The sequence below is a fragment of the Brevibacillus centrosporus genome (assembly GCF_003710815.1).
GTDB classification, from domain to species: Bacteria; Bacillota; Bacilli; order Brevibacillales; family Brevibacillaceae; genus Brevibacillus; species Brevibacillus centrosporus.
Genome location: NZ_RHHP01000009.1, coordinates 50667 through 63834, shown reverse-complemented (window position 1 = coordinate 63834; position 13168 = coordinate 50667). Strand labels below are relative to the sequence as shown.

General features: G+C 50.5%; 14 protein-coding genes and 1 rRNA gene. 2 read left to right on the top strand and 13 right to left on the bottom strand.

Features of this window, described 5'->3' with window-relative positions; genetic code table 11:
• Positions 1-63: ribosomal RNA gene (locus tag EDM55_RS10395) — 16S ribosomal RNA — on the bottom strand; the annotation flags it as partial.
• 337 nt (positions 64-400) lie between these two features.
• Between EDM55_RS10395 and EDM55_RS10390 the strand changes: the two genes are divergently transcribed.
• Positions 401-967, top strand: a complete 567-nt coding sequence (locus EDM55_RS10390) for a sensor histidine kinase (protein ID WP_122960275.1) — start codon at positions 401-403, stop codon at positions 965-967.
• 199 nt (positions 968-1166) lie between these two features.
• Here EDM55_RS10390 and EDM55_RS10385 read toward each other — a convergent pair whose 3' ends face one another.
• From EDM55_RS10385 to EDM55_RS10325, 12 genes are all read right to left on the bottom strand, one after another.
• Positions 1167-1952: a 3-hydroxybutyrate dehydrogenase gene (locus EDM55_RS10385; RefSeq protein WP_092276855.1), complete on the bottom strand. Its 786-nt coding sequence runs from the start codon at positions 1950-1952 to the stop codon at positions 1167-1169.
• 46 nt (positions 1953-1998) lie between these two features.
• Positions 1999-3384, bottom strand: a complete 1386-nt coding sequence (locus EDM55_RS10380) for a GntP family permease (RefSeq protein WP_122960274.1) — start codon at positions 3382-3384, stop codon at positions 1999-2001.
• Positions 3374-3580 (bottom strand): hypothetical protein, encoded by a 207-nt coding sequence (locus EDM55_RS10375; protein ID WP_092276849.1) that lies wholly within the window; start codon positions 3578-3580, stop codon positions 3374-3376. Before EDM55_RS10375 ends, EDM55_RS10380 begins: the two co-directional genes overlap by 11 nt.
• A 345-nt stretch (positions 3581-3925) precedes the next feature.
• Positions 3926-5293 (bottom strand): sigma-54 interaction domain-containing protein, encoded by a 1368-nt coding sequence (locus tag EDM55_RS10365; RefSeq protein ID WP_122960273.1) that lies wholly within the window; start codon positions 5291-5293, stop codon positions 3926-3928.
• An 86-nt stretch (positions 5294-5379) separates the two neighbouring features.
• On the bottom strand, positions 5380-5760 hold the full coding sequence (locus EDM55_RS10360) for an MmcQ/YjbR family DNA-binding protein (protein WP_122960272.1): 381 nt from the start codon (positions 5758-5760) through the stop codon (positions 5380-5382).
• Positions 5761-5795: 35 nt separating this feature from the next.
• Positions 5796-7019, bottom strand: coding sequence for an MFS transporter (locus EDM55_RS10355; RefSeq protein WP_122960271.1), 1224 nt, complete (start codon positions 7017-7019; stop codon positions 5796-5798).
• A gap of 224 nt (positions 7020-7243) precedes the next feature.
• Entirely contained in the window at positions 7244-7567 is a 324-nt protein-coding gene (locus tag EDM55_RS10350; protein ID WP_122960270.1) for a hypothetical protein, read from the bottom strand.
• Positions 7567-7983, bottom strand: coding sequence for a hypothetical protein (locus EDM55_RS10345; RefSeq protein ID WP_141296079.1), 417 nt, complete (start codon positions 7981-7983; stop codon positions 7567-7569). Before EDM55_RS10345 ends, EDM55_RS10350 begins: the two co-directional genes overlap by 1 nt.
• Before the next feature lie 142 nt (positions 7984-8125).
• The gene (locus EDM55_RS10340) at positions 8126-8632 is read right to left on the bottom strand and encodes a DinB family protein (protein ID WP_092276828.1); all 507 of its coding nucleotides are present in this window, start codon (positions 8630-8632) and stop codon (positions 8126-8128) included.
• A 77-nt stretch (positions 8633-8709) separates the two neighbouring features.
• On the bottom strand, positions 8710-9675 hold the full coding sequence (locus tag EDM55_RS10335) for a helix-turn-helix transcriptional regulator (protein WP_122960268.1): 966 nt from the start codon (positions 9673-9675) through the stop codon (positions 8710-8712).
• A 125-nt stretch (positions 9676-9800) separates the two neighbouring features.
• The gene (locus EDM55_RS10330; RefSeq protein ID WP_122960267.1) at positions 9801-12062 is read right to left on the bottom strand and encodes a heavy metal translocating P-type ATPase; all 2262 of its coding nucleotides are present in this window, start codon (positions 12060-12062) and stop codon (positions 9801-9803) included.
• 196 nt (positions 12063-12258) lie between these two features.
• Positions 12259-12555 carry a hypothetical protein gene (locus EDM55_RS10325; RefSeq protein WP_122960280.1) on the bottom strand — a complete coding sequence of 99 codons (297 nt, stop codon included), beginning with the start codon at positions 12553-12555 and terminating at the stop codon, positions 12259-12261.
• Between the two features lie 169 nt (positions 12556-12724).
• Here EDM55_RS10325 and EDM55_RS10320 point away from each other — a divergent pair, with 169 nt between their 5' ends.
• Positions 12725-13114, top strand: coding sequence for an ArsR/SmtB family transcription factor (locus tag EDM55_RS10320; RefSeq protein WP_092276819.1), 390 nt, complete (start codon positions 12725-12727; stop codon positions 13112-13114).
• Positions 13115-13168 lie beyond the last annotated feature (54 nt).

Sequence of the window (13168 nt, the reverse complement as noted above, 5' to 3'; positions counted from 1 at the left end):
GACTTGCATGTATTAGGCACGCCGCCAGCGTTCGTCCTGAGCCAGGATCAAACTCTCCAATAAAGTTTGTATCTGGTTCAAAGCTGGCAAATCATTTAATGATAGACTCATCAACGCTTTCGCTGTTCAGTTTTCAAAGAGCATTTTTTGTCGAACGCTTTACATCTTATCACGTTCGTTGTTTACGAGTCAAGAAGTTTCTTATCGAAACCTGTTAGCTTTTCTCGTATTTTGTCATCGCTCATTGGCGACAAGGAATAATCTATCACATCCAAAAAACAAATACAATACCTTTTTAAAAGTTTATAAAAAAACCTCCGCTTACCATCTGTCAAATGGCGAAGTACTGCTGCGCGGGGCTGCCCATCATCCTGAACAATTACATGAAGCGCTTCAGAGCATGCATGGCGAATCCACTCGCTTGACGAAGCTGGTCCAGGATCTTTTGCTACTGGCCAAGATTGATAAAGCACCGACCTTGGCTATTCAGCTTAAAAAAACCGAATTGCATCCACTCTTGATTGAGTTGGAGCCCCATCTACAGATGCTTGCCGGTTCGAGGACCGTCCAAGTTGAAATTTCTTTCTATTCAAAGCTGCAAATCGACCCGGATCGTATGAAACAGGTGATTCTCAATTTGTTTCAGAATGCCGTCCAACATACCGATCCAAAGCAGGGCAACATCAAGGTATCCCTGAAGGACGCTGTAGGAGGCGTCCTGCTTACCGTAAAAGACAACGGCAGCGGCATTCTGCTCGAACATCTCCCACACCTTTTTGAGCGATTCTATCGGATTGACACCGCACGTACACGAGCACTTGGCGGTTCTGGAATTGGTCTGGCCATTACCCAATCCATTGTGGAAGCGCATGGCTGTCGCATATCAGCCACGAGCGAACCGGGCAAAGGGAGCTCTTTCACTGTGTGGCTCCCCCTCCCTTATGATAAAACAGAAAAAAGCCCCTAGCTGGAGAGCCCTGCAAAAGTCCACTTTTTCAGAACAACAAAACAGTCAAACAAAAACGAGCCTCTAGAATCGCTTCTAAGGCTCGTTTCACGTTTAGGGAGACATATTTGTACCCCCTAAAAACTTTGGTATTTCAAAAAGCACTACTTTTGCAGCAGTCTCTAGCTGGGGGCTTTTCGCTTTTGCTTCTATGTTGGTCTTATTGCGCCGTATACCCGCCATCGATGACAACAGCCTGACCTGTCACGCCTTGCGCTTTTTTGCTTGCCAAAAATACTGCGTAGTCTGCCACTTCCTGCACGCTCAGCAAACGCTTCTGCGGTACCAATGGATAAATGACTTCTTCCATTACTTTTTCAAACGGCACATTTCGAGTCGTCGCCAGATCCGCCAATTGATTTTGCACCAGCGGAGTGTCCACATAGCCAGGGCAAATCGCATTAACCGTAATGCCATCTGCCGCACCTTCCAGCGCCGCTACCTTGGTCAGGCCGATCACGCCGTGCTTGGCGCTGTTATAAGCTGCTTTTCCCGCGAAGCCGATCAATCCGTTGATCGAAGCCATATTGAGGATGCGGCCATAGCCTTGCTGCTTCATGATCGGGAATGCATGCTTAATGGCCACGAACGGTGCCGTTAGCATAATGCTGATCATACGTTCAAATCTTGCCGTCGGGAAATCTTCAATCGGGGAAACGAACTGCAGTCCAGCATTATTGACGAGAATGTCCAGTCTGCCGAAAGCTTCTACTGTTTTTTTAATGCTTTCGCGCACCTGATCTTCATTGGTGACGTCACATGCCAGACTAAGCACCTCGTGTCCTTCACCCTGCAAACGGGTGGCAGCTGCTTCTGCTGCTTCCTGATTCAGGTCCAAAATCATCACTTTTGCGCCTTCTTCCGCAAAAGTACGAGCGATCTCCAGTCCAATCCCACTCGCTGCACCTGTAACCAATGCCACTTGTTGTTGTAATAGTTTCTCCATCTCTCTATCTCCTCTCCTGTTTCGTCTGGCTGCATTTCGTGCTGTGTTATCCGAAGATGGAAATGGCAAACGCCAGGATAAACACGGTAGCTGTCTTCAGAACGGTAATGGCAAAAATGTCTTTGTACGACTGGCGATGAGTCAAGCCTGTGATCGCCAAGAGAGTGATAACAGCACCGTTGTGTGGCAAGGTATCCATACCGCCGGAAGCCATCGATGCAATACGGTGCAACAGCTCAGGGCTGATTCCCGCTGCATTCGCCAACTCCAGATACTGCTTGCCTGCAACCTCCAAAGCAATGGACATACCGCCGGAGGCAGAGCCCGTAACACCAGCCAGGACGTTCACAGCAACCGCTTCGGAAACGAGCGGGTAGCTGCTCGCACCTGTAATCCAGCCTTGGATCAATTTGAAGCCAGGCAGCGTTTTGACAACGTTTCCAAATCCAACCTCAGAAGCCGTGTTGAAGATTGCCAGCAAAGAACCCATCGCAGCAGCAGTCAAACCGCTTGCCAATTTGGTTTTTACGTGGTTTACGTTGATCAACAGTGCTGCAATGATCCCCAAGCTCAAGGAAATGATCAGCGCCCAGGAAGACACCACGTTTTTCACTTTATCGATTTTAAAGGACTCTTTCAGCATGCCAGCATCGTACCAGGTCTCTACATTCCAGAAACCGCGGCTGAACAGGTAATTTCCGATCAGCACGATCACCAGTGGCAAGATAGCCAGCCAAATGTTCATGTACGATTGATTCTTTTGCAATTCCGGTTCGTTGATATGACCGTCACCGTAGCCTTCGCCTGCTGCTGCCGCCTGCTTGCGTCTACGCTCCAGCCAGTACATACCGCCTACAAATACCATGATGGCTCCAATGATACCCACGAGAGGAGCGGCATATGCATCTGTACCGAAATACGTGGTTGGGATAATGTTTTGAATCTGCGGAGTACCTGGCAAAGCATCCATGGTGTAAGTAAAAGCACCAAGAGCGATCGTACCTGGAATCAGGCGTTTCGGGATGTTTGCTTCACGGAAAATAGCTGCTGCAAATGGATACACCGCAAAAGCTACGACGAACAGCGAAACGCCGCCATACGTCAGGATGGAACAGGCAAGCACGACGGCGAGCATGGCGCGGTTGGAGCCCAATGCTTTTACGATCGAGTGGGCAATCGAGGAAGCTGCTCCACTCAACTCCATCATCTTTCCGAAAATCGCGCCAAGCAGGAATATAGGGAAAAATGATTTCACATAGTTGGCCGCGTTCGTCATAAAGGTCTCGGTATAGCTAGGCAATAGCGCGATTCCGGACAATACGACCGCGAGCAACGTAAAAATAGGAGCAAAAACGATAACTGGGTAGCCGCGGTACGCAAAAAACATTAAGAGACCGAGCGCTAAAACAATAGATAATACTTCAATGATCATACGATTCTCCTTTCAAGTACGCCTTATTGCTAAGTCTAGGCGTCTTTGTTTCCATATCGATAAGCCCCAGCCATTCCGTTGTCATTTCCGAGAATGGACCGGCCGGGAGTTGAAACAAAGGGTCGATGCAGCACGCCTCTTCATACCCTTTACCAACTTGCCCCGAATCATCCTGCTCGCCAGATTCACCAACCAATGATCCACTGCCCCCCTCTCTTGAGCAATGTTCCCTCGCACACTGACGGCTGAAAGAAACCGCTTACAACTTGCAATTAGCTATATTGCACAGAGCGTGCCAACCTTGGATGAAATTCAAAAAACACTGTCACATCAAGACTTCAGGCCTTTAAGCCTTGATCCCACAGCGCTCTGGACCAGCTGTATGTTCCGGAAATTTGGAAAAACACTTCCGCCATTTCGGAACTCCTTGAAAGCGCTTTAAGGAAAGGGGGCTGATCCATTCCGGAAATTCGGAAAACAAACAAAAAAACCTGTCCAAGCGGCAGTCTGCCACTTCCCAGGTTCATCTGTGAACGTTCTCTTATTGCTTCTCCAATCTGTACTTCTCCCACTTTTCGTAGAACGTCGACTTGCTGATACGCAATAGCTTCGCGGCTTCTTGCTTGTTTCCTCCCGCTTCCTTCATCGCGTGCAGCAAAGCTTCCCGCTCCGCCTGCTCCAGCGTTTCCTTCAAAGGACGAACCACAGCAGGATTGGAAAGCTCCTCGGAAGGCGCTGGAAGCCAAATGTGCTCCTTTTTCAGCACATCATCCTCCATCAAATGAAGAGCGCGCTCCAGCACGTTTCGCAGCTCCCGCACGTTCCCTGGCCAAGAATAGCTTCGCATGACAGCCCAAACATCATCATCGATCGACCGGACCGTCACTCCCGTAGACTCTACCAGCTGAGTGAGCAGGTTGGAGACGAGCTCGGGCAAATCCTCCAGCCTCTCGCGCAACGGCGGAATGGACAGGGACACGACATTCAGACGATAGTAGAGATCCGCACGAAACTTCCCTTCCTTGATACTGGCGAGCATGTCCTGATTGGTAGAGGCGATCACCCGCACGTCGATTGGCGTCGTTCGTACGGAACCGACTTTCTCCACTTCCTTTTCCTGCAATACCCGCAGCAGCTTCGCCTGCAAAGGCAGCGGCATGTCGCCAATCTCATCAAGCAGGATCGTACCATGGTTGGCCAGCTCGAATTTCCCTTTTTTGCCTCGCCGCACCGCTCCCGTAAATGCCCCTTCTTCATAACCGAACAATTCCGATTCCAGGAGGGTATCCGGGATCGCCGCACAGTTTACCCGAATAAAGGGCCCCATCTTCCGTTTGCTCTCCGCGTGAATCGCATGGGCAAACAACTCCTTGCCGGTTCCGCTCTCTCCGGTAATAAGTACCGTCGAATCGCTTTTCGCCACCTTTTGCGAGAATTGCTTGAGCTCTTGCATCTTTTGGCTGTAACCGACGATTTGATCCACGTGGTAGGTGGCACCCATTCTTCGGCGCAGCTCTTTTTTATAGTAGGTCAACTCGTCTTTGAGCTGGTCGACCATCGCTGCCAGCGACGCCAGCTCCTTCACGTCCTGAAAAAGCACCGTACCGAGGACAGCAAGCACCTTTCCCTCATACATAATCGGGATGCGGTGGGCGATCATGCTTTGGCCTTTGATCTGCTGGATGTCCGCAATCTCAGCCACACCCTCTTGGCCGACAATATGCATCCTCGTATTTTCGATGACATCCGTAACCGGCTTGCCGATGACATCCTGTACATTCAAGAACTCGCGATAACTCCTGTTCAAGAGGAGGATTTTGCCGTCCTTATCTGTGACGATCATAGGTTCGTGCGCATTTTCAAAAACGACTTCCAAGAGCTTGCTCATCTGCTGGAGATTCCATTCCATAACGGCCCCTCCTTTCCAGGCAGTAATTCTCTCTCTTGAATTATAGCAGGCGCATCAAAGAGAAGAACGGTTTTTGACTGCTTTCATCAGGTAGCTTGTACGAGCTTGGCCAAACGCTTTGGTGCAGAACGCAGGTATCCCTCAATCAGATAACTCTCGACCGCGCTCCAATCGGTGACGTTCTCCCCGACAATCGAGACCCAGCCATGCTGACCAATGTAAGGTGTTTTGTAAAAATGCTCCTGCGCAAGCAAATACTCCTGCGTCGTGGGAAGCGTCTTGATGGAGAGGGTAGGGCCATCTTCCCTGCCCTCCCCCATCATCACAAACGGCTTGTCGTTGACGCGAAAAGATATGTGTCCAAACGCGTCAACCTGTTCCGCAACCTCCGGCAGACGCATCGCCAGCTTACGCACTTTTTCAACGAGAGCCAGGCCTTCCTCTGACGTAATTTGCTGGTGTCCCATCCTTTGTACTCCTCCTGTTTGATTGGTTTGTCCTCTTACCCAATCTGTTCCTTTCTTTCTCCCTGCTTTCCTTCTTGCATTCGCGTCAGCGGCATAATAAACAGCATACCCACGATAAAGAGCAAGGAAGCCAGTACAAAGATCGACACCAGCGAGAAATGTTCTTTTGCCATTCCTGCCACACTCATCGTCACCACCATCGAGCCGGTGTACATCGGAATCAAAATACCGTTTACCCTCCCGATGAACGCACTCTCGGTGTGCTTCAGGAGCAGGGTGTTGATCCCGATCTGAATACAGGGCAGAAGCAGCCCGCTAAACAGCTGCGCAGCTAAAGTCAGCCACAGGTGAGTAGAGAGTCCGGCTACGGCGAGCGCGATCGCATTTCCCAGCATCCCGATGATGAGCAGCTTTTGCGGGACGACTGTTTTCGCAAAGCTCATAGTCAAGCCTCCCCCTGCAATCATCCCAATCCCTTGCAGCATGAGGAGCCATTGCAGACTTTCTTTTGGCAATCCCAAACGTTCCGTCACCAGAAAAATACTGAGCGGCTGCACGAGGCCAATCGCGAGTCCAGATGCCAGAAAGCACAACCCGATCAGCGTCAGCACGCGATTTTCCCGTACATAGCGCATCCCGCTTGCCATGTCAGCCCACAGGGTGGAAGGCTGCTTCGCTTTCTCTTCTACTGGGTCGGCCGGCAAAAAGAACAGGACCAGGGCCGAGAGCATGAACGCCAAAGAAGTAACGACCATCGACATGACCATCCCAAAGGACTGGAAGACAAACGTGCCGAGGATCGGCCCCAGAACCATGAAGATCGCAAACAGCGTCTGGTACATCGACATCCCTGCTTGCAGCTGCTCAGCTGGCACATGCAGCTTGAACAGCTTCATCCCCGCCGGCTGAGAAAACTGTGACAAAATCGCAGAAATCAACGTCACGAAGAAGACAGCTTTCCATGTTCCATAGATAAACGTCAGGAGCACCGCGATCACGGATATCGCACTGATCAGATCACACCAGACCATGGTGCGTTTCGGTCTCCAACGGTCAACAAAGGTTCCGGCGAGAAATGAAAACAGAAAGATCGGCGCATACTCAGCAACCGAGATCATGGAAATCGCCAGAGGATCTCCCCCTGTATGATCCATGACGTAGAGCAAAATCGCGAAATTGCGTACCCATATCCCAATTTGCAAGAACAGGCCTGAAAGCAAGATGGCCCGCACGTAACGATTTTGAAAGAGTCCAGACATCAAAAAACCTCCTTATCCATTTTTTCTGGACAGGAGGCATCGCATACCATCACAAAAAGACATAGAAACCCGTTCAACGACACACGGGAGCTACCATCCATTTGCCAATATGCACATACTAATCCTATCCAGAAAAACGCATCGTTTTTAATTTCGAATGCTTTTTTTGGAAATAGGAATTAGTACTTCATTGGCTTGATGGTCACCCTTTCGTGTTAGAATGCTCAAAGCATAACATACATAAAAACCCGGATCAAGAAATAATCACCAGAGCCTGTCTGTTTCTTTTTGCCTTCACCGTCTTCAACCTTGGCCAAGGCATGAGCGGACTTTTCGTGATTGACGCCAAGACCGGCAGCACGCTGCCCCTCTGCTACTCCGAAGACGGAAGCGCCCATACTTCGTCTTAAGTCCCAATAAAAATGGAGTGATTGATAATATGAAACGCTGCAAATGTACCCTAATTCCGCTTCTCGCCGCCTTTGCCCTTTTGACAGGCTGCGGGAGCCAAGACAAACAACTGACTGTTCAACCTCCGCCTGCTTCATCAGGCAATACCGCCACCCCTGTAAGCCCGGATCAGAATGGCTCCAAGGCGGATATCGAAGTCCTCCAGCAGCTGCAGGTGACCGTCAGCCAAGCCAAGGAAGCGCGTGACGTGACCGCTTTTCTCGATGAACATCTGAAGCAGGTAGATGCAAAAACGGCAGACCAGATGTTTTTGGCTCTGGAGTCTTTTTACGCGAGCCATGTTTCCGTTGTAAATGATCATTTTCGCAATCTGCTGCAGAAGCCGGGCGTGACGGATAAGCTGTACGCACTCGACCATCCGTACGACTTCAGCAAAATCCAAAACGACGACAAGCTCAAGCAGTGGCTGCAAACCCAAACGGCAGGCAAGCTTACGCTCATGGCAACCTCCGACATGTCGTTGTACTGGCAGGTCGACTACCCGGCCCTGCAAGCTGCCTCATCGGGGACCCCAAGCCGAACATCGCCCAGTTTTGGGGCAGTCTGCCTGAGCGAGTCAATCACGAGTTTCAAGCAAAGAAGTAAGCCAGCAAAAAGCTCTGCCGTGGTCTGGCAGAGCTTTTATCGTGGTCTCTCTAGAGATTTTTTTCAAATAGGAAGTAAATGTAGTCGTGAGAAGCTCCTGCATGACCCAGCTGGCGGAGCATGGCGGAAATGTTCCCCCGATGATAGGTTCCGTGGTTGACGACGTGCTGGACAATCTCACTGTAGGGAACATGAATGGTTCCCATTGCCGGGTGTGTGTAAGGAGCTTTTGCATCCAGATCGGTTTGCGCGAAAAAGTCTTTGAACTTCTCCCCGATCTCAATAAAGCCTTCGCGCAGTTCCTCTGGCCCTTTGCCTTCCAGCTGCTGTGACAGTGCACCTACGATCTTCCCGACGTTTTCGTAGCTTTCCCCTTTCATCGCAAGCAGCCACACATGATCCGTCCGAAGCATGTGCTGCAGTGTCTTTGTGATCGTCGGGAACACGCTAGGAATTTCCTGTTCACAGACCTCTTGTGGCACTTCCCTCAAGCGTTGAAAGACTCTTTCATTCGCCCACAAATGGTAATCATAAAAACGGACAGCATCCTGTTTCATGCAAGCTTCCTCCATTCAATCTCTTTGGGATAGCTCGATCATACACTGGCTTCCCTGACAGCTTCAGTCAGTGAATATTAAGTGGACTGATAGTAATGCAATAAATCAGCTGCGATGGCAGCCAAACGGTCCTTTAAGAAGGACGGCTCTAGTACCCGAATCGCTTTCCCGAATGGCAACAGAATATGAGGGACATGCGTGTGGACGAGCTGTTCATCCAGTTGGAAATAAGCTTCCTCATGCGTCCGCTCCACCAGCGTCCTACCGAGAAACCAGTGCCCGCACAAATCGTTCAGGGCTTGCTTTCTCCCGATAACTTTGATGGAAATCGGTTTTTCCTGTCGATCCGCATCAGATAAAAGGCTAGATAGAAAATATTGCCGAGCGGAGAACATCGCAGGTCGTTGAAATGTCGAATCCGTGCGCGTCATGTTTCCAATCCGATCGACACGGAAGCTGCGAATGTCCCTTCGCAAATGACAAAAGGCGACGACGTACCAGGTGGCTTTCCAGTGAACGAGGCCGTATGGATCGATCTGCCTTGTCTGATATTCGGTCTGGAAGTTTTTCTGATAATCCACGATGAGGGTGTGCTCGTTGGCGACGGAGATCTCCAGCTCTTGCAGCATCGACGCCAGCATCGGATTGGCAGGAGGTAATATGACATCGAAGCCTCTGCTGTGACGTTCGATGGCACCTCGCTGTTCTTCATTGGTGTACCTTTTCAGCTTGGCGATCGCCCGATCCAAATCTTCCCCAAACGGATACCCCGCTTCTTGGGCGAACACTGCGGCGTGAATCAGCGACTTTTGTTCATTCAAATCAAAGAGCAGAGGAGCATCCGTAAAGGGCTGGAGCAAGCTGTATCCGCCGTTATGGCCCGAGTCCGCGACGATGGGAACACCGCTCGCACACAGAGCGTCAATGTAGCGGTAAACGGTTCGAATATTCATTTCCAAGGCTTCTGCCAACTGCTTGGCAGTCAAACGTTTTCCAGTCTGCAGCAACCACAGAATAGATAGCATATTATCCGCTTTGGACATATTGTTCCCCTTTTTCCTATTGCTCGTATTATTTCCCTATTTTAACAATTCCAAGCCTTGGAAACCAACAAAAAACCCTCCCGCTCATTGCTGTGCGGAAGGGCCTCCCTTTGGTTCCTTTTCCTTTATGATTTCATCCTGAGCAGCCTCATGCTGTTCAAAATGACGATCAGCGCAGCTCCCGTATCACTCAGCACTGCCAGCCACAAGGTTAGCCACCCTGGGAAGATCAAAATGAGTGCCAAGAGCTTGATGACGATCGAGAACCAAATGTTTTGTTGAATGATCTGCAATGCTTTGCGGCTGATGTTCACCGTATGGGGCAGCTTTTCCAGGTTATCTGCCATCAGCACAACATCAGCTGTTTCCATAGCGGCATCTGTACCCGCTCCGCCCATGGCAATACCCAGATCGGCGGTTGCAAGAGCAGGTGCATCGTTGATCCCGTCTCCCACCATCGCGACTGTCTTGCTTTCCTGCTGCAGCTTTTGAATCGCCGCGACTTTATCCTCCGGCAAGAGCTCCGCAAAGTAACGACTGACGCCCGCTTGGCTCGCCACCTTTGCCGCCGTGCCTGCATTGTCCCCAGTCAGCATGATTATCTCTTGAATACCAGCAGCCTTCAGCTTGCTGATCGCCCCTACGGAGATATCGCGAATGGTATCCGATACGGCAATCAGCCCGAGAATTGACTGGCTGGTCCCGACCATCACGATGGTATTGCCTTCGTTTTGCAAGGACGCGATCTGCTCGCTCCACGCTGCCAGCGAGATGCCCATTTCTTCAAACAAGGCGGGTTTTCCTGCGTAATACGACTCCCCGCCAATCCTCGCTTCCGCCCCTTTTCCCACGATGACACCGAAGTCCTGCCCTGCTAACGGAGCGATCTTCCTTTCGTCTGCATACGTCAAGATCGCCTGTGCAATCGGATGGCGTGAGTGCTCTTCAATCGTACGGGCGATGGCTAACACTTCGTCCTCTTTGCCCGGAGCTGCTAGCATTTGTGAGACTTGCGGCTTGCCCTGTGTCAGTGTACCGGTCTTGTCAAAAGCAATCGCGTTGATCGCCCCGGCCTTTTCCAAAAAGGCTCCGCCTTTGATCAAGACTCCGTTCCGCGCGGCATTCCCAATGGCAGACACGATCGCTACCGGCGTCGAGATGACCAGGGCACATGGGCACGCTACGACCAACAGCTCCAACCCTTTATAGAACCATTCGCCCCACGTTCCCCAGCCCAGCAACGGGGGAAACACGATCACCAAGAGTGCCAGCACCAGTACAATCGGGGTGTACCATGCCGCAAATTTATCGACGAACGCTTGCGTCGGCGCTTTTTTCTCCTGCGCCTCCTCGACTAAGTGAATGATTTTTGCAATGGCTGTATCTTCAACCAGCCTCGTCACTTTGACTTCCAGCGAGCCGCTCTCGTTGACACTGCCCGCAAAGACGGTGTCACCTGATTGTTTGTCGACCGGGATAGACTCCCCCGTAATCGGCGCCTGATTGATACTGGATGTACCGAAGAGAATTTCACCGTCCAATGGCACTTTCTCACCTGGCTTGACGACGATGATGTCACCGACGCCTACATCCTCCACAGGCAGCCTGACCATCGACTCTCCCTTTTTCACCCAGGCTTCTGCGGGCGTCAGATCCATCAAGGTGCGAATCGAATCACGCGTCTTCTCGATGGAGTTCGTTTGCAGCCAATTCCCGATGGCGAAAAGCCAGACGACCGTAGCTCCCTCCAGCCATTCTCCGATCAGAGCTGCCCCGATCGCTGCTACCGTCATCAGCACATTCATGTCAAGCGAACCGCTTTTGATCGCGTAAAAGGCACTGCGAGCAGGTCGATAGCCACCGATGATCATGGACAAGGCATAACAAACAGTCAAAAGCAGCTCAGGAAAGCTCGTAAAGGAACCCAGGAAGCCTAGTGCAAGCAGCACGCCAGAAATGACCGCAAGCCGCGTCCCCATGCTGTCCTTCGCTTCTGCCTTACTCGATTTGCCCCGAGCTAGGGGGCTGGCGGCATATCCCGCCTTGGACACCTCGCTTACAATCGATTCATCAGATAGTCCCTCTTGCACAATTTGCATCTTGCCGGTAGAAAAATTGACAACGACATTCTGAACCGCTGCGAGTGATTTCATATGTTTCTCTAAGGATTTGGCACATGAACTGCAATCCATGCCTACAATACGGTATACAGCTGCCCGTGATAAATCCGCAGCAGCCACAGCTTCCTCTGCCCCCATGACAGGGAGCAGCTTCATCTCGTGCGATTTGTGGCTGTCTGACTTATGTTCATGGCCGGCCGCGCTGTTCCCGGCGCTACAATGATGATGATCGTTGCAGCAGGCACCTTTATTTTTGTCCGCTGACATCTGCTCTCACCTATTTTCCAATCCCGTATTTTAGTCGGATCCGCATGTCATTCAAACGAATATTTAATTATTATACTATCCGAACCATTCCCGTGATTCAAGGATAGAATTTGATTTTTCCGCCTATTTCCCTCATGCATGCGAACGTCCCGAAAAAAACAAAGAGGCTTCTCCAATAAAGAAGCCTCTGAACGGTTTATCGAGCTGTGTTTTCAGTTGGGTTCGGCAGGGTTTGCCAGCGCTCGCCACAATCCAGGCAAAGGCATTTGATCACTTTTCGCTTCTCCAGCGACAAACGAATGGCAAAGAGCACAAACGCACCCATCAACCCAAGAAACAGGAAAATGACTGGCGTCCCTTTCATAACGATCCCGATCCAGCCCAAGATCAGCAAAACAAGGGCGTACAGGATCGTATAGAGACGTCGGTTGATGGACTCGGTATAGTCGATTTTTTTGGAACGGCATTTCGGGCATTTCTGTGGTACGTTCATGATTTTTCCCAATTCCTTTCCCCGTCAAACGTGACAAGTAAACACGTCCATTTTACACCAAAAAATAAGGAGGAACTACCACGCCACCAAAATGTCGTTTTTCCTTCCCAGTTTTCATACGAATGACTATAATAGGAAGACATTGTAATGAGGCAAGAGGTGAAGTCGGGTGTCTCCAAAAGAACAGGACGATATTTGTGAGGTTCAATGCTTTGATGACGAAAAGGTGAATCGTTTAAAGCCGTTCGCAGCCGAATCATTAGGTGTTGCGAAGATTTTCAAGGCGCTGGCTGATGATACACGCGCGAAAATCATTCACATTTTGTCATTGGAAGACGAGCTCTGCGTCTGTGATATCGCCGCGATTATTGGCAGTTCGATCGCCAATACGTCTCACCATTTACGGCTGCTGCGTAATATGGGACTTGCCAAGTATCGGAAAGAAGGAAAGCTCGTTTTCTATTCCCTCGATGATGACCACGTGCGTCATCTCATCTCGGCAGGCGTCGAGCACGCCAAGGAGCAGCGGATTCCCGTGCATTCGGAAAGCAACGGATAAGAAAACAACAGAACGTCTCGTGAGAAAACTTGGTTAAAAAAGGCCATCGCTGCA